This window comes from Candidatus Pelagibacter sp. Uisw_121 (assembly GCF_047722545.1).
Classification (GTDB): Bacteria; Pseudomonadota; Alphaproteobacteria; order Pelagibacterales; family Pelagibacteraceae; genus Pelagibacter.
Genome location: NZ_CP159816.1, coordinates 935,416 through 956,335, shown reverse-complemented (window position 1 = coordinate 956,335; position 20,920 = coordinate 935,416). Strand labels below are relative to the sequence as shown.

18 protein-coding genes, 1 other RNA gene and 1 pseudogene are annotated in these 20,920 nt (G+C 30.5%); 17 read left to right on the top strand and 3 right to left on the bottom strand.

From position 1 onward, the window contains the following. Window positions 1–37 precede the first annotated feature (37 nt). The gene (locus tag ABXT52_RS05160) at window positions 38–1,522 is read left to right on the top strand and encodes a hypothetical protein (protein WP_415271505.1); all 1,485 of its coding nucleotides are present in this window, start codon (window positions 38–40) and stop codon (window positions 1,520–1,522) included. On the opposite strand, the gene fumC is transcribed toward ABXT52_RS05160, so the two are convergent. Then, window positions 1,510–2,898 (bottom strand): class II fumarate hydratase, encoded by a 1,389-nt coding sequence (fumC, locus tag ABXT52_RS05155; RefSeq protein WP_415271504.1) that lies wholly within the window; start codon window positions 2,896–2,898, stop codon window positions 1,510–1,512. The genes ABXT52_RS05160 and fumC overlap by 13 nt on opposite strands. Before the next feature lie 66 nt (window positions 2,899–2,964). Between fumC and ABXT52_RS05150 the strand changes: the two genes are divergently transcribed. Beyond that, a complete protein-coding gene (locus tag ABXT52_RS05150; RefSeq protein ID WP_006997897.1) occupies window positions 2,965–3,336 on the top strand; it encodes a nucleoside triphosphate pyrophosphohydrolase family protein in 372 nt (123 codons plus the stop codon). On the opposite strand, the gene ssrA is transcribed toward ABXT52_RS05150, so the two are convergent. Beyond that, window positions 3,335–3,636: a transfer-messenger RNA gene (ssrA, locus tag ABXT52_RS05145) on the bottom strand. The two genes, ABXT52_RS05150 and ssrA, sit on opposite strands and share 2 nt — an antisense overlap. 4 nt (window positions 3,637–3,640) lie before the next feature. On the opposite strand from ssrA, the gene thyX reads away from it, so the two are divergent. Then, window positions 3,641–4,588: an FAD-dependent thymidylate synthase gene (gene thyX, locus ABXT52_RS05140; protein ID WP_415271503.1), complete on the top strand. Its 948-nt coding sequence runs from the start codon at window positions 3,641–3,643 to the stop codon at window positions 4,586–4,588. Here thyX and ABXT52_RS05135 read toward each other — a convergent pair. Continuing rightward, complete coding sequence (locus ABXT52_RS05135) at window positions 4,569–5,393, bottom strand: Mrp/NBP35 family ATP-binding protein (protein WP_415271502.1); 825 nt, start codon at window positions 5,391–5,393, stop codon at window positions 4,569–4,571. The two genes, thyX and ABXT52_RS05135, sit on opposite strands and share 20 nt — an antisense overlap. A 51-nt stretch (window positions 5,394–5,444) precedes the next feature. On the opposite strand from ABXT52_RS05135, the gene hflK reads away from it, so the two are divergent. The 14 genes and pseudogenes from hflK (at window position 5,445) to rodA (ending at window position 20,879) form a co-directional block, all read left to right on the top strand. Further along, the gene (gene hflK / locus ABXT52_RS05130) at window positions 5,445–6,542 is read left to right on the top strand and encodes an FtsH protease activity modulator HflK (protein ID WP_415271501.1); all 1,098 of its coding nucleotides are present in this window, start codon (window positions 5,445–5,447) and stop codon (window positions 6,540–6,542) included. Between the two features lie 3 nt (window positions 6,543–6,545). Further along, the gene (hflC, locus tag ABXT52_RS05125) at window positions 6,546–7,415 is read left to right on the top strand and encodes a protease modulator HflC (protein ID WP_415271500.1); all 870 of its coding nucleotides are present in this window, start codon (window positions 6,546–6,548) and stop codon (window positions 7,413–7,415) included. Between the two features lie 12 nt (window positions 7,416–7,427). Further along, entirely contained in the window at window positions 7,428–7,613 is a 186-nt protein-coding gene (locus ABXT52_RS05120) for a DUF2065 domain-containing protein (RefSeq protein ID WP_415271499.1), read from the top strand. Between the two features lies 1 nt (window position 7,614). Continuing rightward, window positions 7,615–9,027: a Do family serine endopeptidase gene (locus ABXT52_RS05115; protein ID WP_415271498.1), complete on the top strand. Its 1,413-nt coding sequence runs from the start codon at window positions 7,615–7,617 to the stop codon at window positions 9,025–9,027. A gap of 2 nt (window positions 9,028–9,029) precedes the next feature. After that, window positions 9,030–9,966 (top strand): annotated as a pseudogene (gene miaA, locus ABXT52_RS05110) (tRNA (adenosine(37)-N6)-dimethylallyltransferase MiaA). 25 nt (window positions 9,967–9,991) lie between these two features. Continuing rightward, window positions 9,992–11,758 carry an acetolactate synthase 3 large subunit gene (locus ABXT52_RS05105; protein WP_415271497.1) on the top strand — a complete coding sequence of 589 codons (1,767 nt, stop codon included), beginning with the start codon at window positions 9,992–9,994 and terminating at the stop codon, window positions 11,756–11,758. A 1-nt stretch (window position 11,759) separates the two neighbouring features. Beyond that, complete coding sequence (ilvN, locus tag ABXT52_RS05100; RefSeq protein WP_415271496.1) at window positions 11,760–12,308, top strand: acetolactate synthase small subunit; 549 nt, start codon at window positions 11,760–11,762, stop codon at window positions 12,306–12,308. Window positions 12,309–12,330: 22 nt separating this feature from the next. Continuing rightward, entirely contained in the window at window positions 12,331–13,350 is a 1,020-nt protein-coding gene (gene ilvC, locus ABXT52_RS05095; RefSeq protein WP_168607261.1) for a ketol-acid reductoisomerase, read from the top strand. 104 nt (window positions 13,351–13,454) lie between these two features. Continuing rightward, window positions 13,455–15,017, top strand: coding sequence for a 2-isopropylmalate synthase (locus tag ABXT52_RS05090; protein ID WP_415271495.1), 1,563 nt, complete (start codon window positions 13,455–13,457; stop codon window positions 15,015–15,017). Between the two features lies 1 nt (window position 15,018). Then, window positions 15,019–16,056 carry a rod shape-determining protein gene (locus ABXT52_RS05085; protein ID WP_415271494.1) on the top strand — a complete coding sequence of 346 codons (1,038 nt, stop codon included), beginning with the start codon at window positions 15,019–15,021 and terminating at the stop codon, window positions 16,054–16,056. Window positions 16,057–16,061: 5 nt separating this feature from the next. Next, entirely contained in the window at window positions 16,062–17,276 is a 1,215-nt protein-coding gene (mreC, locus tag ABXT52_RS05080) for a rod shape-determining protein MreC (protein WP_415271493.1), read from the top strand. Window positions 17,277–17,788: 512 nt separating this feature from the next. Continuing rightward, window positions 17,789–18,154: a hypothetical protein gene (locus tag ABXT52_RS05075; protein WP_415271492.1), complete on the top strand. Its 366-nt coding sequence runs from the start codon at window positions 17,789–17,791 to the stop codon at window positions 18,152–18,154. Then, window positions 18,114–19,757 (top strand): penicillin-binding protein 2, encoded by a 1,644-nt coding sequence (gene mrdA / locus ABXT52_RS05070; RefSeq protein WP_415271491.1) that lies wholly within the window; start codon window positions 18,114–18,116, stop codon window positions 19,755–19,757. The genes ABXT52_RS05075 and mrdA overlap by 41 nt, the downstream gene beginning before the upstream one ends. Then, window positions 19,758–20,879 carry a rod shape-determining protein RodA gene (gene rodA / locus ABXT52_RS05065; protein WP_415271490.1) on the top strand — a complete coding sequence of 374 codons (1,122 nt, stop codon included), beginning with the start codon at window positions 19,758–19,760 and terminating at the stop codon, window positions 20,877–20,879. Window positions 20,880–20,920 lie beyond the last annotated feature (41 nt).

Here is a 20,920-nt window from a genome sequence, read left to right as displayed (position 1 = left end):
AATTTCATTATAAGATATTTAAATTTCAACTACATTTATGAAAAAAATTGTTAAAAATTTTAATAACCTAGTAAAAAATACAATATTTAAAGTTAAGAATAAAACAATTAATAAATTAAAAATTAGTAACTTTAATAAATTTTTAATAACTTTTATTAGCATATTATTTTTGTATATATTCTACTTACAGATACCCCTTTTATATGACAAGGATTGGGTAAAAGACAAAATTCAAACCCAGCTACTTAGTGAATTTAAGATAAATTTAGATTCTATTGATGACATTTCATATCGTATTCTTCCAGCACCACATTTTTTGATTATAAATTCTAAGATAATAATGAATAACTCTAAAAATAAAAAAACAATAGCAAAAATTAAAAATCTAAAAATATTTTTGGATCAAATTAATTTTCTTAATAAAAAAAAAATGAACATAACAGAAATGATTATTAATAATGCTAATTTTTCTTTATCAAAAAATGATCTTAAGGTATTAAATGATTCTTCTAATCAAAAATTTTCTGACAAAAAAATTAAGATTAACGAAAGTAGTGTTTTTTTTAAAAATAATTTAGAAGAAATAATTACAATAATAAAAATTAACAAAAGCAACCTTTTCTTTGATAATAAAAAAATACAAAATCAATTTGAATTAAAAGGTAATGTTTTTGCAATACCTTTTACTTTTAAACTAAACACTAAAAATGATTTAATTATAGAAAAAGAGTTTTTATTTAAAGCTAAGACTCTTAATTTGGGTATTTTAAATAAGCATATTACAAAGAAGGATAAATCCGCTGCTGGAAGTAATAGTATTTCATTTTCAAACTCTATAATTGATACTAGATATAAATCGAGAGATAAAAAATTAGTTTTTACATCTAAAAACTCTAAATTAAATAATTTTAAAATAAATTATGCTGGTGACCTATCAATTGATCCATTTGAGCTAAATTTAGATATGATTTTAAATAATAGTAACATATCTAAGTTATTTAACTTTAATTCTATTTTAGTTGAATTTATTAACTCGGGGTTATTATTTAATGAAAATATAAGCCTAAACACTTCCTTAACTGTCTATACAAAAAATAATGATGATTTTTTTGATAACGCAAAGATTTACTTCAATATATTAAATGGTAAAATTAACATCGATGGAACAAAACTTGTTGTTAATAATATGGGGTCATTAAAGTTAAGTAATAGTAGTTTGTTTCTTCAAGATAATAAGTTATTTTTAAATGCAACTTTTTTCTTTGATATTAAAGATTCTGATCGATTATTTTCTTTTCTAAACACAAATAAGAGATTAAGAAAAACAATTAAAAATGTTATTGTTAATATTGATTATGATTTTTTAAACAATGAAATTAAGTTTAATAATGTTAAAATTGATAATAATAAAACAAGTGATCAATTTATGAATATAATTGATGGTTTTAGGGATAATAATCTGAATAATTTAATTAAAAGTAGACGTCTACTAAATGAGTTAATTGAAGCTTACGTGGGGTAAATCATTTTTCTAGGGTCTACTATTCGATCATAATCCTTCTCCTTAATAAGATTCGTCTTCAAGGTTTCTTCTTTCAAAGTAGTTCCATTTTTTAAAGCTGTTTTTGCAATTCTTGCAGCATTGTCATATCCAATATGTGGAGCCAACGCTGTTATTAGCATTAGCGAGTTATCTAGATGCTCTTTAATTCTTTTTTTGTTAGCCTTAATTCCTTTAACACAATAAACAGCAAAATTTTTAGTACTATCCGCAATAAGATCTATCGACTGAAGTATATTATGAGCAATCATCGGCTTAAATACATTCAATTCAAAATGTCCATGAGATCCAGCAACTGTAATTCCAGTATGATTGCCTATAACTTGAGCACAGACCATTGTTACAGCCTCACATTGAGTTGGGTTAACTTTTCCTGGCATAATAGATGAACCAGGTTCATTTTCTGGGAGTATTAATTCACCATATCCAGCACGAGGCCCTGAACCTAAAAATCTTACATCATTTGATATTTTCATTAATGCAACAGCACAAGTATTTAGTGTGCCTGAAAAATTTACAATAGAATCGTGAGCTGCAAGTTCTGCAAATTTATTAGAGGCTGGCTTAAAAGGAATTTTAGTATATTTGGCAATCTCTTTAACAATTTTTTTATCAAAACCTTTTTTAGAGTTAATTCCAGTTCCAACGGCTGTTCCACCTTGTGCTAGAAAATATATTTCTTTAAGAGCAAGCTCTATTCTCTCAATGCATTTTTTTAGTTGTACCTGGTAGCCTGAAAATTCCTGTCCAAGTGATAAAGGTGTTGCATCTTGCAAGTGAGTTCTACCAATTTTAATAATATTTTTAAATTCTTTAGATTTTTTTGCTAACTCTTTTTCTAAAATTTTTAAGCTAGGTAATAGTTTTGATATAGTCTCTTGAGCAACAGATATATGCATAGCTGTTGGAAAAACATCATTTGTTGATTGAGATTTATTTACATGATCATTTGGATGAACTGGTTTTTTTGAACCTTTTTTTCCACCCAATATTTCAATTGCTCTGTTAGCAATTACTTCATTAACATTCATATTAGTTTGTGTGCCAGATCCTGTTTGCCAAACCTTTAGAGGAAAATTTTCATCTAGTTTTCCTTTTATAACTTCATCTGAAGCTTTAATTATTGAATTAGTAATTTTTTTATTTATCTGCTTTTCTTTATAATGCACTAAAGCAGCAGATCTTTTGATGGTTGCAATAGATTTTATTATTGAAATATTAACTAAAATTTTTCCAATATTAAAAAACTTATTAGATCTTTGAGTTGATGCACCCCAATATTTATCACCAGGTACGTTGATGCTTCCAATACTGTCAAACTCTTTTCTTAATTTCATTGATTAATATATAATTAGTAATTTAATATACTTATATATTAATTATTAAAAACTTACAGGAGCTAAATGTCAAATTTTAACAAAGTAAAAACTTTTATGGAAACCTTTGGTCAAGAAGTCAAAACTAAGCCGTCTTTTAGCACTGATAAGATCAATAGTCTTAGATATGATTTAATAAAAGAGGAATTAGAAGAGCTTAAAGAAGCAATGGAAAATAAAGATCTTTTAGAAGTTGCAGATGCTTTAACAGACATATTGTATGTCACTTATGGGGCTGGACATGCGTTTGGAATTGATCTTGATAAGTGCTTTGAGGAAGTGCAAAACTCAAATATGAGTAAGTTAGGTGAAGATGGTAAACCAATTTATAACGAATCTGGAAAAGTTATGAAGGGCCCTAAATATTTTAAACCTGATCTAACTAAATTTGTAAATTAGTAGGGGCGTTCTGTTACCCGGTGCCCCAGACCGTGCTTCTATAATTAACCTAAGTTAATTATGCAGCAATAGCGTAACTTTCGTTAGCATTTAAAGTTTAGCCCGTCACGGTGGAACAATCCCGAACGAAAGAATAACCTTTAGTCACCCGTCGATCCTATTTCACCCCCTTAAGTTGTAAATGGTGGAGGTGGTGGGTACTGCCCCCACGTCCGTAATGGTTATTACGAAATTCGTTTATCGTCGTAGTTGGCAAGCCAACACTATTACTATAAAAGCATTTGAAAGAGATTCAATAAAAATCATGAAATTAACTAAAGAACAATCACAAGAGATCAAAGATCAACAAGGTCAGCAAAATCAAACGAAAAGGGTTACTGCCCCAGCGCTTGAAAATATTCTGTATGAGGCAATACCAGCATTAGATCATGGTTTTGTAAGAGTCGTTGATTACATGGGTGATGATACTTCAATTGTTCAGTCGGCAAGAGTTTCATATGGAAAAGGAACCAAACAAGTTTCAACAGATGCAGGTTTGATAAAATATTTAATGAGACATTGGCATAGCACTCCATTTGAAATGTGTGAAATTAAATATCATGTGAAGCTTCCAATCTTTATTGCCCGACAATGGATCAGACATAGAACAGCAAATGTTAATGAGTACTCAGCAAGGTATTCAATTTTAGATAAAGAATTTTATTTGCCATCAGCAGAAAATTTAGCAGCTCAATCTTCAAGCAACAGACAAGGTAGAGGTGATGTTATTGAGGGTGAACAAGCAAAAGAAGTTTTAGAACTATTAAAAAATGATGCTGAACAAACTTATGACAACTATGAGATGATGCTTAATCAAAGATTTGATGGTTCAACTATTGATGAAAATAAAAAAGGGTTAGCAAGAGAACTTGCAAGAATGAATTTAACTTTAAATACTTATACACAGTGGTATTGGAAAACTGATTTACTGAATTTGATGAATTTTTTAAGATTAAGAGCTGATAGTCATGCTCAATACGAAATAAGAGTATATGCCGATATCATGTTGGATACTGTTAAGAAATGGGTGCCCATAACTTATGATGCATTCATGGATTATAGAGTGGGTGGAACAGAAGTTTCAGCTAAAGGAAAAATTGTTATTCAAAAACTTATTAAAGGTGAAGATATTAACCCAGATAGTTCAGGCTTGTCTAAAAGAGAATGGAATGAGTTAATGGTTTCTTTTGATCTTAAAGATAAGTTGATTTAATTTTTCTAGCAAAGTCTAAATATATTTTAGAAATTTCATGCTCAGGGTTAGCTTCTACAATTGGCTTTCCTTCATCTCCACATTTTCCAACCTCGGGGTTTAATGGAATTTCTCCTAAAAACTCTTTTTCAAATTCTTCGGCAGTTCGCTTAACACCACCTTCACCAAAAATTTTATATTTTTTACCATCATCACCAGTGAAATAGCTCATGTTATCAACTAAACCCAAAATCTTAACTCCAAGTTTATCAAACATTTTAATACCCCTTTTAACATCAAGAAGTGCCACTTCTTGAGGAGTTGAAACAATAATTGCTCCATCCATCTTAATTTCTTGAGAAAAAGTTAATTGAGTATCACCAGTTCCTGGAGGCATATCAACAATTATAAAATCTAAATCTTTCCACCCAACTTTTTGTGTAAAAGTTTTAATTGCACTGGTCACCATAGGTCCCCGCCAAATCATGGGTGTTTGCTGGTCAGCAAGAAAACCAATGGACATACATTGAATATCATATTTTGTAATTGGAGTTAAAGTCTGGCCATCACTTTTTGGCTTTTCGTTAATATCAAACATTTTTGGAATTGATGGACCATAAATGTCAGCATCAAGCAAGCCAACTTTACAGCCAATTTGTTTTAAGGCTAAAGCAAGGTTAGTTGCAAAAGTAGATTTTCCAACTCCTCCTTTTGCACTTGATACGGCAATCGTAAATTTTGTTCCTAAAATTGGGTTCTTTGTGAACTTTTTAGGCTCCAACTTTTTCTTCATTGCGTCACTTAGTTCAGGCTTTTTATCTGTCATATTTTTATCATTACTTGTTTTTTAGTAGAAAGACATTATATACTTTGTCATATGTCAGATGATTTTCAAGGTAGAGGCGGAAGCCCGTGGGGAACACCTCCAGGAGGAGGAAATGGTTCAGGAAAAGGACCTAGACCACCAGACATCGATGCATTAATTAGAGACATTCAAAGTAAGATAAATAGATTTTTACCTGGTGGAAGTTCATCAGGAAAAAAACCAATTGGTTTAATTTTAATTATTTTAGCGTTTGTATGGTTAGCTAGCGGACTTTATAGAGTAGGACCTGATGAACAAGGTGTTGTGCTTAGATTTGGTAAGTTTGTAAAAACCACTCAACCAGGATTACATTATCACATTCCAATTCCAGTAGAGACAGTTCAAACACCAAAAGTTACAAAAGTAAATAGAATTGATATTGGATTTAGATCTGAAAGAGATAGCGGTTTTTCACAAGGCGGAGGAGTTGCTGATGTTCCTCAAGAAAGTTTAATGCTTACTGGTGATGAAAATATAGTTAACATAGATTTTTCAGTTTTTTGGGTAATAAAAGATGCAGGTAAATTTTTATTTGAAATACAAGATCCAGAAGGAACAGTGAAAGCTGCAGCAGAGACAGCAATGAGAGAAGTAATTGCTAAAAGTAAAATTCAACCAGTTTTAACTGAGGGAAGAGCTCGAATTGAAATTGAAACTCAGGAAATTATTCAATCAATCCTAGATGAATACAATAGTGGTATTCAAATTACACAAGTTCAAACACAAAAAGCAGATCCGCCTGATCAAGTAATTGACGCATTTAGAGATGTACAAGCAGCAAGAGCGGATATGGAAAGATCTAAAAATGAAGCTGAAGCTTATGCTAATGATGTAATTCCAAGAGCAAGAGGAGAGGCTGCAAAAATTATGCAAGCAGCAGAAGCTTATAAGCAAAAAGTTGTTGCTCAAGCAGAAGGTGAAGCTAGTAGATTTATATCTATCTATAATGAGTACGCAAAAGCTAAAGAAGTAACTCAAGAAAGAATGTATTTAGAGACTATGGAAAAAGTTTTAGCAGATATTGATAAAGTAATAATTGAAAAAAATGCAGGCTCAGGTGTAGTACCATATTTACCATTACCAGAGCTAGGTAAAAAAAAAGGCAAGTAACTAATGAGAGCACAAAAAATTTTATTACCAATAATTATTTTAATAGGGGCATTAGCATTCTTCTCTATATTTATTGTTAAAGAGGTCAATCAAGCAATAGTTCTTCAGTTTGGTGATCCTAAAAAAATCATACTAAAACCAGGTTTAAACTTTAAAATACCTTTTATTCAAAATGTTGTCTTTTTAGATAGCAGGATTTTAAATCTTGATACACCACCGGCGGAAGTTATTGCATCTGATCAAAAAAGATTAATTGTTGATGCTTTTGCAAGATTTCAAATTGTAGATCCTTTAAAATTTTATATTTCAGTTGGAAATGAAAGAGTTGCAAGATCAAGATTAGCAACCATTATTAACTCAAGAATTAGAAATGTTTTAGGACAACAAGAATTACAAACATTACTATCAAAAGATAGATCTAAACAAATGTCTTTAATTCAAGAAGGTGTAAACGCAGAAGCTCAAAAATTTGGAATTAAAATTGTAGATGTTAGAATTAAAAGAGCTGATTTACCCCAAGCGAATAGTGAAGCAATTTATAGAAGAATGCAAACTGAAAGAGAAAGAGAAGCAAAAGAATTTAGAGCTAGAGGTGCTGAAATGGCTGTAACTATTACATCGACTGCTGACAAGGATGTTTCTGTATTACTAGCCAACGCAAATAAAGATTCTGAGATCATGAAAGGTCAAGGAGATGGTGAGAGAAACAAAATTTTTGCAGACGCATTTGGAAGAGACCCAGAATTTTTTGCTTTCTATAGAGCAATGCAAGCTTATGAAACTGCTTTAATAGGCGGAGATACTTCGGTTATTCTATCACCTGATAGTGAGTTTTTTAAATTTTTTGGTAATATCAAACCTAAATCTCAGTAACATAATAATTTTATGAAGGAGTTGATCATAGCTTTTGGTCTTTTTCTTTTTATTGAAGGAATATTATACGCCTTATTTCCATCAAAAATGAAAAGTATTTTAAAAAAAATGGAGTTAATAAAAGATTCACAATTAAGAAGTGGTGGTTTAATTTTTGCAGTTATAGGTTTTATAATTATTTGGTATATAAAAAGTTAATATGAACAGAATTAAAAAATTATTTATTTTATTATTTATAATAAATTTTACATCACAAGCGCTAGCAAAAGATGCGCCAGCATCATTTGCAGACTTAGCAGAAAAATTAATGCCCTCTGTTGTAAATATTTCTACAACAACAACAGTTACTACAAATTCAAATCCATTCCCTGGTTTTCAATTTCCTCCAGGATCACCTTTTGAAGATATGTTTAAAGAATTTGGGACACCCCAAACAAGAAAATCTGCCGCATTGGGTTCAGGATTTATAATAAAAGAAAGTGGTATTGTGATCACTAACAACCACGTTATTCAAAACGCAGAAAATATTTTGGTTAGAGTGGATGGTGATAAAGAGTACAAAGCAACGGTTGTTGGCGCAGATCCTTTATCAGATATTGCTGTCCTTCAAATAGATTCAAAAGAAAAATTTATACCAGTAAAATTTGGAAATTCAGATCAAGCAAGAATTGGTGATTGGGTTATTGCAATTGGTAATCCATTTGGGTTAGGAGGAACGGTAACTGCAGGAATTATTTCAGCAAGAAATAGATCAATTGGTTTATCTCGTTATGAAGATTATATTCAAACTGATGCCTCAATAAATTCTGGAAATTCTGGTGGTCCTTTATTTGATATGAATGGTGATGTTATTGGAATTAACACTGCAATTCTAGGTAAAGGTGGATCAATTGGTATAGGTTTTTCAATACCATCTAATGATGCAAAGAAAGTTGTAGAGCAGTTAATAGAATTTGGTGAAACTAAAAGAGGATGGCTGGGTGTTAGAATTCAAGTAGTCACCCAAGAAATTGCAGATGTAGAAGAGCTAGACAAACCAAGAGGAGCATTAGTTGCAAGTGTAGCCGATAAAAGTCCTTCTGCTAAAGCTGGAATTAAAGATGGTGACATCATATTAGAATTTAACAATACTAAAATAAATGAAATGAAAGAGCTTCCAATAATTGTTGCACAAACAGAGGTTGGTAAAGTAGTTAATGTTAAAATTTGGAGAAATAAAAAAGAAATCATTAAAAAGATTAAATTAGGTAGACTTGAAACGTCAGAAGATTTTAAAGTTGAAAAAAAAGATAATAATAATGAGACACCTGAAACTTCTGAAATTAAATCGTTAAAAATTATAACAAGACTATTGAATGACAATGATATTAAAGAAAGAAAATTACCAAATCAAACAACAGGGTTAGTTATAACAAATATTGGAAGAAATAGTCCAGTGGACTACTTAAACGTTGGAGATATTATTGTTGAAGCTCAAAAGAAAAAAATAAAATCAATCAAAGATCTTGAAGATATTGTAGATACTGTTTTAAAATCTAATCAAAAAACAATTTTAATTGTGATTTATAATAATCAAAATCAAAGAAGATATATTGGTGTTAAGTTAGATTAATAATGGACAGACAGTCCAAAATTATCCTAATCTCAGGTCCCACCGCATCCGGCAAATCAAACTTTGCGATCAAGATAGCAAAAAAAATTCAGGGAGAAATAGTTAATGCAGACAGTATGCAAGTTTACAAGATGCTAAAAATCCTAACTGCAAGACCAAATAAAATAGAACAAAAAAATATTAAACATCATCTTTATGGGGTTGTCGATTTAAATGAAAAATTTTCAACCGGTCAATGGTTAGAACTTGTAATTAAAAAAATAAAGGATATTAAAAAAAAGAAAAAAATTCCAATTTTAGTTGGTGGTACTGGTTTATATTTTCAATCATTGATTAATGGTTTAGTTAAAATTCCAGAGATACCTCTTAAGTTTAGAAACAAAGTTAGACTAATGTCTAAAAGAGAGGGACAAAAAAAAATTCTATAAAAAACTTTTAAAACTAGATTCTAAAATTAAAGATAAATTTGATCAAAATGATACACAAAGATCTATAAGAGCTTATGAAATTAAATCTTATACTGATATTTCTATGTATGATTGGTTAGCTAAGACTGAGTCTGAATTTAAAGACAGTGATTTCCTAAAACTTTATATTGAAACAAAAAGAGAAAAACTTATTGATAAAATTAATTTAAGAACTTCCAATATGATAAATGATGGAGCTATTAATGAAGTTAAAAAATTTATTAAACTAAAAATTAGAAAAGACCAGAGTGTAAACAAGGTAATAGGGATTGCCGAATTGACACAGTACTTAAATAAAAAAATCAACTTAGATCAAGCAAAGGAATTAATATCAATTAAAACAAGACAATACGCTAAAAGACAAGCTACTTGGGCTAGAACCAGGATGAGATCATGGAAAAAAATTAAATCAACCAAGATTGATGATCATATAAAAAAATTAAATAAATCAATTCTAAAACTTGACCAATGAGCACAACTTCAGCTAGATTACCCAGATGGGGAATTTATACACAGGTGCTGAAATTGTATTTAAATGTTTGGAAGATCAAAAAGTAGATCATATTTTTGGTTATCCAGGTGGAGCAGTACTCCCTATTTATGATGAGCTAAAAAACCATCCATCAATAAAACATATTTTAGTTAGACATGAGCAAGGTGCTGGTCATGCAGCTGAAGGGTATGCAAGATCATCTGGAAAACCAGGTATAGTACTAGTAACTTCTGGCCCAGGTGCAACAAATGTTGTTACAGCACTAACGGACGCTTACATGGATTCCGTTCCTCTAGTTTGTATTTCAGGGCAAGTACCAACACACTTAATTGGAACAGATGCTTTTCAGGAATGTGATACTACAGGAATTACTAGACCTTGCACAAAACATAATTGGTTAGTTAAAGATATTAATGATCTTTCAAGAATAATGCATGAGGCATTCGAAGTTGCAACAACAGGAAGACCTGGACCAGTATTAGTTGATATTCCAAAAGATATTCAGTTTGCAAAAGCAAAATATTTTAAACCTAAAAAAGAAAAAAAATTAAATGGAAAAGTTCTTAATAGATTTAATCAAAAAGAAATTGAACAATTAGTAGATTTAATGAAAAAAGCTTCAAAACCAGTTTTTTATACTGGTGGTGGAGTAATTAATTCTGGCCCAAAGGCAAGTGAACTTTTAAGAGAGTTAGTAGCCTTAACTGGATTTCCTATTACATCAACACTCCAAGGATTAGGTGCTTATCCAGGGGATGATAATCAATTTTTAGGTATGCTAGGTATGCATGGAACTTATGAAGCCAATAATGCAATGCATGATTGTGATTTATTAATTAATATAGGTGCAAGATTTGATGATCGTATTACAGGAAAGATAGATGAGTTTTCTCCAAAATCTAGAAAAGTTCATATAGATATTGACCCATCATCGATAAATAAAATTGTAAAGGTTGATCTTTCTATTGTTGGTGATGTTAGTGATGTAATAAAATCAACTACTAAAACTCTAAAAAAACAAAACTTAAATTTAGAAAAATCAAATAAACAAAAAATATCAAAATGGTGGCAACAAATTCAAAAATGGCGAACAAAACAATCTCTTAATTTTATAAATAGTGATAAAATCATTAAGCCTCAACATGCAGTTCAAAGACTTTATGAATTAACTAAAAATCAAGATACATATATTACTACTGAGGTTGGACAACATCAGATGTGGGCAGCTCAGCATTATAAGTTCAATAAGCCTAATAGATGGATGACATCAGGTGGGCTTGGAACTATGGGTTATGGATTACCAGCTGCAATAGGGGTGCAAGTGGCCCATCCAAAAAAACTAGTTGTAGATATCGCTGGGGAAGCTTCAATTTTAATGACTATGCAGGAAATTTCTACTGCAGTTCAATACAATCTACCTATCAAGATATTTATTTTAAACAATCAATACATGGGAATGGTTAGACAATGGCAGGAGCTCCTTCATGAAAAAAATTATTCAGAAAGTTACTCAGAGGCTTTACCAGATTTTGTTAAATTAGCAGAAGCTTATGGTTGCGTTGGTATTAGAGCAGAAAACCCTGACGAATTAGATGAAAAAATTGAAGAAATGATCAATATAGACAAACCGGTAATTTTTGATTGCCACGTTGATCAAGCTGAGAACTGCTATCCAATGATACCTTCTGGAAAGCCACATAATCAAATGTTGTTAGGACCTAAGGATCAAAAAGAAAACAAAATTACAGGTAAAGGTAAGTCTTTAGTTTAAAATGGTAAAATCTAAATCAGCATATAGCACACCTAGTAAGTTAGGAAAAATTGATACTCATATAATTGTTGTTTGGGTTGATAATGAAGCAAGTGTATTATCAAGGGTGGTAGGTTTATTTTCTGGAAGAGGCTATAATATAGAATCTTTAGCGGTTGCTGAGGTGGACCATAAAAAAAACCTTTCTAGAATTACTATTGTCACAACAGGAACACCACAAGTTATAGAGCAAATTGTATTACAATTAAAAAAATTAGTTCCAGTGCATAATGTAGCTAATTTTAAAAGAGAAGATAAAAAAGTGATATTTAAAGAAATGGCATTACTAAAAATTGTTGCAAATTCTATAAAAATTAAGAAAGTTTTAAATACTTGTAAAAAGTATAATCCAGTTATATTAGATCAGACAAATAAATCTGCTGTAATTCAAATAACAGCATTAAGAAGAGAAATAGATAAAATGATAAAAAATTTAAAACCACTTGGTCTTGTCAGTGCCTCAAGAACTGGAGCGGTAGCAATGACTAGAGGTGCAGGAATTTTAAATTAATTACTAATAGGAGAAAAAAAAAATGAAAATGTTTTATGAAAAAGATGCTGATGTAGATTTAATCAAAAGTAAAAAAATAGCAATATTTGGTTATGGAAGTCAAGGTCATGCACATGCATTAAATTTAAAAGATAGTGGAGCCAAAGAAGTTGTTGTGGCTCTTAGAGATGGGTCAGCAAGTAAAGCAAAAGCTGAGTCAAAAGGTCTAAAAGTAATGGGCTTATCTGATGCTGCAGAATGGGCAGAAGTTGCAATGATCCTTACGCCAGATGAATTACAAGCAGCAATTTATAAAAATCACATTGATCAAAGAATTAAACCAGGAACAAGCATAGCATTTGCTCATGGATTAAATATTCACTACAAATTAATTGAAGCAAGAAAAGACTTAGATGTATTTATGGTTGCACCAAAAGGACCTGGACATCTAGTTAGAAGTGAATTTGAAAGAGGAGGTGGAGTACCTTGTTTATTTGCTGTTCATCAAGACGGAACAGGTAAAGCTAGAGATCTTGCATTATCCTACGCTTCAGCAATCGGTGGTGGAAAATCTGGAATTATTGAAACAACATTCAAAGATGAATGTGAAACTGATTTATTTGGTGAGCAGTCTGTACTTTGTGGTGGTTTAGTTGAATTAATTAAAAATGGCTTTGAAACTTTAACAGAAGCTGGATACGAACCTGAAATGGCATACTTTGAATGCCTTCATGAAGTAAAATTAATAGTAGATTTAATTTATGAAGGTGGAATTGCTAATATGAATTACTCAATTTCTAATACAGCAGAGTACGGAGAGTATGTATCTGGTAAAAAAGTCGTTGATAGTGAAAGCAAGAAAAGAATGAAAGAAGTTTTAGCTGATATTCAATCGGGCAAGTTTACAAAAGACTGGATGAAAGAGTGTGAAGGTGGTCAAAAGAATTTTTTAAAAATGAGAAAAGATCTTGCAGATCATCCAATCGAAAAGGTTGGTGCTGAGCTTAGAGCCATGATGCCTTGGATTGGTAAGAAAAAATTAATAGATAGTGATAAGAGTTAATTTTTACTAAAAACCTAATTCGGTCAGAAATATAGTCTAAATATAAAAATTATTTTGCAATCTCTATTATAGATTGTATTATAGTTTTTCTAAAATTATTGGCTATGAGCGACAAAGAAAAAGTTATTATATTCGATACTACGATGCGAGATGGTGAGCAATCACCTGGTGCATCGATGAGTCTTGAAGAAAAAATTCAAATATCAAGAATTTTTGATGAATTAGGCATAGATGTAATTGAAGCTGGTTTTCCAATTGCCTCTCCTGGTGATTTTGAGGCTGTAACAGCAATAAGTAAAATTTTAAAAAATTCAATTCCCTGTGGATTATCTAGAGCTAGCAAAAAAGATATAGACGCATGTCATGAAGCATTAAAAGCTGCTCCAAGATTTAGAATTCATACTTTCATCTCAACAAGCCCACTTCATATGAAACACAAGTTAAATAAAACCCCAGAACAAGTTTTAGATGCAATAAAGGAGAGTGTAACTTATGCAAGAAATTTAACAGACGATGTTGAATGGTCTTGTGAGGATGGCACAAGAACCGATATGGATTATATGTGTAAGTCAGTTGAAGTTGCAATTACTAGTGGAGCTAAAACTATTAATATTCCAGATACAGTTGGTTACACAATCCCTTCTGAGTATACAAAAATAATTACAACTTTAAAAAATAAAGTTCCAAATATTGATAAAGCGATTCTATCAGTTCATTGCCACAATGATTTAGGATTGGCAGTGGCTAATTCATTAGCTGGAGTTTCTGCTGGTGCAAGACAAGTTGAATGTACTATTAATGGAATTGGTGAAAGAGCTGGTAATGCAGCACTTGAAGAAATTGTAATGGCTATAAGAACAAGAAATGACCTAATGCCGTTTACAACAGGAATTAAAACTGAATTATTAAGCAAAGCTTCAAAAGTAGTTTCTAATGCAACGTTTCCAGTTCAATTTAATAAAGCGATTGTTGGAAAAAATGCTTTTGCTCATGAAGCAGGCATTCATCAGGATGGAATGCTTAAAAACAGGGAAACTTATGAAATTATGACACCAGAGAGTGTTGGGGTTAAAAAAACTTCATTAGTGATGGGTAAACATTCAGGTCGTCATGCTTTTAAAGAAAAATTAAATGATCTTGGTTATATGGATGTAACTGACGATGTAATTCAAACAGCATTTGGAAAATTTAAAATTTTAGCTGATAAGAAAAAACATGTTTATGATGACGATATTGCAGCATTAGTTGATGATAGTATGGTTTTAGATAAATATGTAATTAACCTGAAGTCATTAAAAGTTTTTGCAGGAACGGGTGAGCCTCAAAAAGCAGAAATGACACTTGATGTTTATGGTGAAGTCAAATCAACCTCAGAAAAAGGAGATGGGCCTGTAGATGCTATTTTTAAATGTATAAAAGTTTTATATCCTCACGATGTTAAGCTACAATTGTATCAAGTGCATGCTGTTACAGAAGGAACTGATGCACAAGCTACAGTAAGCGTTAGAATTGAAGAAGAAGGCAAAACCACAGTTGGACAAGCCGCTGATACCGACACATTAGTAGCGTCAGCTAACGCTTATTTAAGTGCTTTAAATAAAATGATTATTAAAAGAAAAAAAACTGCTCCAATGGAGCGTGAAACTCAGAAAGTGAAGGGAATATAACATGGCTAATTGGTTTAAAAGTGTAACTAACATTTGGAGTCAGGATATGGCGATTGATCTTGGAACCGCTAACACTCTTGTTGTTTTAAAAGGCCAAGGCGTAGTTTTAAATGAACCATCAGTAGTAGCTATTGCTGAGAATATGGGAAAAAAAACTGTTTTAGCTGTAGGAGATGAGGCAAAAACAATGCTTGGCAGAACACCAGGTAACATAAGCGCTATTAGACCATTAAGAGATGGAGTGATTGCAGATTTTATAGTTACAGAAGAAATGATTAAACATTTTATCAAAAAGGTTCATAAAAATAAAACTTTTGCAAACCCAAGAATTTTGATTTGTGTACCAACCGGATCAACTCCAGTAGAAAGAAAGGCTATTCAAGATAGTGCTCTTGCAGCTGGAGCTAGAAGAGTTCAGCTAATTGAAGAACCTATCGCGGCTGCTATTGGAGCAGGCCTTCCAATTTCAGAAGCAACAGGATCAATGGTGGTTGATATTGGTGGCGGAACCACTGAAATAGCAGTGATGTCTTTAGGAGGATTAGTTTACTCTAAATCATTGAGAGTTGCAGGAGATGCAATGGATACTGCTTTAATAAATTATATGAGAAAAGAATATAATTTAATGATTGGAGATAGTACTGCTGAAAAAATTAAAAAAGAAATCGGTACAGCAATACCATCGAACAACAATACTTATGCGGTTAAAGGTAGAGATTTAAGATCAGGAACCCCTAAAGAAATAAATATTACTGAAGAAGATACAGCTGAAGCATTAAATGGAATTTTAAAAGAGATGGTGGGTGGAATAAAAGATGCTTTAGAAAACACACCGCCAGAACTATCAGCAGACTTAGTTGATATGGGCTTAACATTAACAGGTGGTGGAGCTTTATTAAAGAATATTGATAAAAGATTTTCTAAAGAAACTGGATTGCCAGTTTTTATCGCAGACGATCCATTAGCTTGTGTTGCAATTGGTACTGGAAAAGCCCTAGAACATGAGGAAACCTTTTCTACTATGCTTTCTGAGTATTAAGAATAATGGAAATAAGCAGAGATGATTTTGTAATAGCAATAAGATCTGCATTTTTAAAAAAAGGAACTCAACAAAAATTTTCATTACTTGGATTAATTTTTTTTTCTATAATATTTTTAATTTTAGGGAGTTATAATTTTAAGGTTGTTAATTTAGTAAAAATTTCAATCAAAGAAATTGTATATAGGTCATCATTTATAGTTTCAGGACCAGAAAAAGTTATTGAGGATAGTTTTAATAGAATAAACAATCATATAAATCATTATAATAACTATCAATTAATTGAAAAAGAATTAGAAAAATTAAAGTCTAAAGATTTATCAAAACAAATAATTTCATTAGAAAATATTAGGTACAAAAAACTAGTTGACGATTATTTTATAAAAAATAACGAAATTGTCGCAAAAGTATTAATTGATAGAAATAGTCCATTTCTAAGATCTGTTGTTTTAAACAAGGGTAGTAAAAACAATATAAAGCTTGGGATGGCAGTTCTTGATGATGAATATTTAATTGGAAAAATTGTTGAAGTAAATTTTTTCACATCTAGAGTTTTATTGTTATCAGATATTAACTCTAAAATTCCAGTATCTGTATCACCAAATGATATTCAGGCAATCATGTCAGGTGACGGTAAAGAAAACGCTACTTTACAATATATTCAAGGGGTAGATTTCGAAAACAATAATGATGAAAAGATAGTTGTAACTTCAGGTGCAGGGGGATTATTTAAAAGCGGTATATTAGTTGGAAAAATAAATGCTACAGAAAATACAATAATGAACAGCTTAAGAGTTGATATTTATAAAGATTTTACACAACTTAAGTACGTAAAAGTCATATCTTTTTCTAAGGAAGCAACTGTTTTAGATCAAGCATCTAAAAAAGAATTAAAAACAATGGATGATCAAATCTCAGAAGCAACAAAAAAAGAAGAAAATTTAAGAATACTACTAGAGGAAAAGAAAATAGCTATTGAAGTTAGACAAAATATTGAGGAAGAGAATAATCAACTTAAAAATAAACTTTTTAATTTACAAACCAAGCTTGCAGATCTTGAACGGTCTGCTCAAGTACAAAAAAATCAAGAAGAAGAAATGAAATTCTTAAGATTAAATCTTTTATACGGACATAAATGTAGAAAAACTATATTCAACAAACTTTATAAAGTAGGAACACCAAAATATAGAAATTGTGTTTTACAAAAAGGAAAAATATAGATGAGTGGATTAAGAAAAAAATATATAAGTAGTGTTTTATTTAAATACTTTCCATTGATTTTACTTTTTGTGTCAATTATGAATGACTTTAGCTTTAATGATTTGGAATTAAAATATTTTTCTTTTAATTTTAGCTATATATTAATTTTTTATTATACGCTTAAGAGAACAGAAGCCCTAGGTTATGTAAGTCTCTTCGTAGCGGGGTTATTCAATGATGTAATTATTGGGTTGCCAATGGGAATTAGCAGTTTGTTATTTTTGTTACTGTGTGGATTGGCATCATATTTGAGAAATATAACATTATCACCTAGTCTTTTTAAAGATTGGATTTTTTTTTTTAATTACTCTATTAATCCTAAATTCACTCTCATATATATCACTGGTTCTTATTTTCGAATACGATATTGATCATATGAACAGTATTGTTAATACATTTTTTACATTTATTTTTTATATTTTTTTCACACACATATTTCGTTTTATTGAAAACTTTTTTATAGGCTCTAGGAATGCAGAGTAATCATTTTGGTGGTGAAAAACTTCACACTATTAATAGAAGAATGTTTATTATTGGAGCGGCAAAATTTGTAGTTTTTACTGGAATAATTATAAGGTTGTTTTCATTACAAATTACAGAAAATAAAAAGTATCTAACTTTATCTGATAAAAATAGACTGAGAGAATGGAGATTACCACCTGTAAGGGGAGAATTTTTAGACTATTTTGGAAATGTCATTGCAGGCAACCTTAAAATATATCAACTACATGTTATCCCTGAACAAGTTGAAAATTTTAAAAGTTTAATGTTGAGGTTAAAAGAACTTTTAAATTTAAGTGACACACAATTTAATAAAATTATTAAAAAAAAAAAATAGTCAAAAATCCTGGGAAACTTTAATTGTATCTGACAATTTAACTTGGGAACAATTTACTAAAATCAATTTTTTTTTACATGAATTGACTGGAGCAAAAGCTGTGCTTTCTGTATCTCGCGATTATCCACTGAGTGAAAATTATACACATGTATTGGGATATGTAAGTATGGCAAGTGCAAAAGATATTTTAAATAATGATGTAATTAAAAATAATCATGTACCGGGTCTTAGGGTGGGCAAAGCAGGTTTGGAGAAATCATTTGAAAATGATTTAATAGGATCAAACGGTATACAAAGATATGAGGTTAATGCATATGGAAAAAGAATTAATCAAATAGATCACCAAGAGGGAACAAAAGGGAAAACAATTAAACTTACAATTGATACAGAAGTTCAAAAACTCAGTAATGAATTATTAAAAGATTTAGCTGGATCAATTAGTGTGATGGACATTTATACAGGAGATATAATTGCCATGCATTCATCCCCATCATTTGATCCTAATTTATTCTTATTTGGTATCAGTCAAGATGACTGGCAACTAATTAGAAATAATCCATTAAAACCATTGGTTAACAAGACTTTATCAGGATTATATTCACCTGGATCAACTATTAAACCAATAGTAGCCCTTTCTGCACTTGAGAACGATGTTATTTCTAAAAATTTCAAAGTTAACTGTACTGGCAAAATTGAAATGCATGGACAAACTTATCATTGCTGGAAAAAAAAAGGACATGGAGTTGTTAATTTAAAAAGTGCCATGAAAGTGTCTTGTGATACTTATTTTTATGAAATTACAAGAAAACTTGGAGTTGATCGATTAAAAAAAACAGCTCTAAAGTTTGGTCTTGGAGAAAAAGTTTTAAATGAAATTTATAGCAATGAAAAAAAAGGATTAGTTCCAGACACCCAATGGAAAAAAAATACCCTAGGAAAAGGATGGGTTATAGGAGAAACTTTAATTACAGGTATTGGGCAAGGTTATTTGCAAACCACACCGCTACAACTATGCCTCATGACAGCCCAACTAGCAAATGGGGGATTTAAGATTCACCCAAAAATAGTAGTGGAGGAGAATGCTAAAACAGAAACTGAGATTAAATCTATAATGAACGATAATTTAGAACAATTAAATTTAAAAAATGATGAATTAAAACTAGATACATCAAAATTTTTTGGTTTTCAAAATATCAAAAAACATGAACCTTTATTTCAAAACTCTGAAAATATAAAACTAGTCAGAGAGGCAATGTTTGCCTCAACTAATGAGATAAGAGGAACATCTTACAAATCAAGAATTGATGATCCCAAATATCAATTTGCTGGCAAAACTGGAACATCACAAGTTAAAAGAATAACAGAGAAAGATAGAGAGCTTGATTTAAAAACATTTGAAATTCCATACAATGAAAGAGATCACGCTTTATATGTAGCTTTTGGGCCATATAAAAACCCAAGGTATGCATTAAGTATTTTAATTGAACATGGTGGATCGGGTAGCTCTACTGCAGCACCTATTGCAAAGAAGCTTTTTAAATTAATTATAGATAGGCACGAACTTAGAGAGAAAATTAAGATTAAAAAAACCATTAAGGCATAAATGCAATATAATTCATTTAATACACAACCCACATTTTTTCAAAAATTAAGAGATTTTGATTATATCTTATTGTTGTGTATTTTATGTCTTGGGTTAATTAGTTCTTTGTCTATGTATTCGACGGATGGAGGGGAAATTTTATTTCATAGTAAAAGTCATATCTTAAAATTTTTAATTTTTTTTACATTGATGCTTTTTATGTCGCTTATTAACATTAAAATTTGGCATTATTTTGCTTACTTATTTTATGTTGTGGTTTTATTTCTTTTAATTTGGGCTTCTTTATACGGTATTAAAGCTTCAGGGTCACAAAGATGGATCAATTTATATTTTATCAATTTACAACCATCTGAATTAATGAAAATTTCAATAATAGTATGTCTTGCTAAGTATTATCACCGCATCCAACTTGATAAAGTGAATACCTTTCAGGTTATATTTATTGCTTTAATAATTTTAATTTTACCAATTATCCTGGTTATTACCCAACCTGACTTAGGAACTTCAATTTTAATTGCATTAAGTGGATTGGCAGTCATTTGGCTAGCAGGAATTAATGTTAAATATTTTGTATATTCTTTTATTGCTTTATTAATTTCAATGCCTTTTGCTATTGCTTTTTTACAGCCCTATCAAAAACTAAGAATTTTAACATTTCTTGATCCAGATAAAGACCCATTAGGTGCGGGTTATCAAATAATTCAATCTAAAATAGCAGTTGGGTCTGGTGGCCTTACTGGAAAAGGTTTTTTGAAAGGAACACAAAGTTATTTAGAATTCTTACCAGAAAAACATACAGATTTTATTTTTACTTTATTTGCAGAAGAGCACGGTTTTTTAGGCTCTTTAGGATTACTCCTAATCTATATTATAATTATTTATAGAGTTTTAAGAGTTGGTTCAATTTCAAGAAGTTATTTTGCAAAACTTTTTTGTTATGGCTATGGATCTGCAATATTTTTTTATGTTTCAGTAAATATGTCGATGGTGTTAGGGCTGCTGCCTATTGTTGGGTCACCATTGCCTATTATGTCTTATGGAGGATCTTCAATGCTTGCAACAATGATTGGTTTTGCAATTGTTATGAGTGCTAAAATTAATCATAAACATCTAATAGCTTAATATTTTAAATAAAATTAGTCGAATTTGCCACTGGAAAAAAT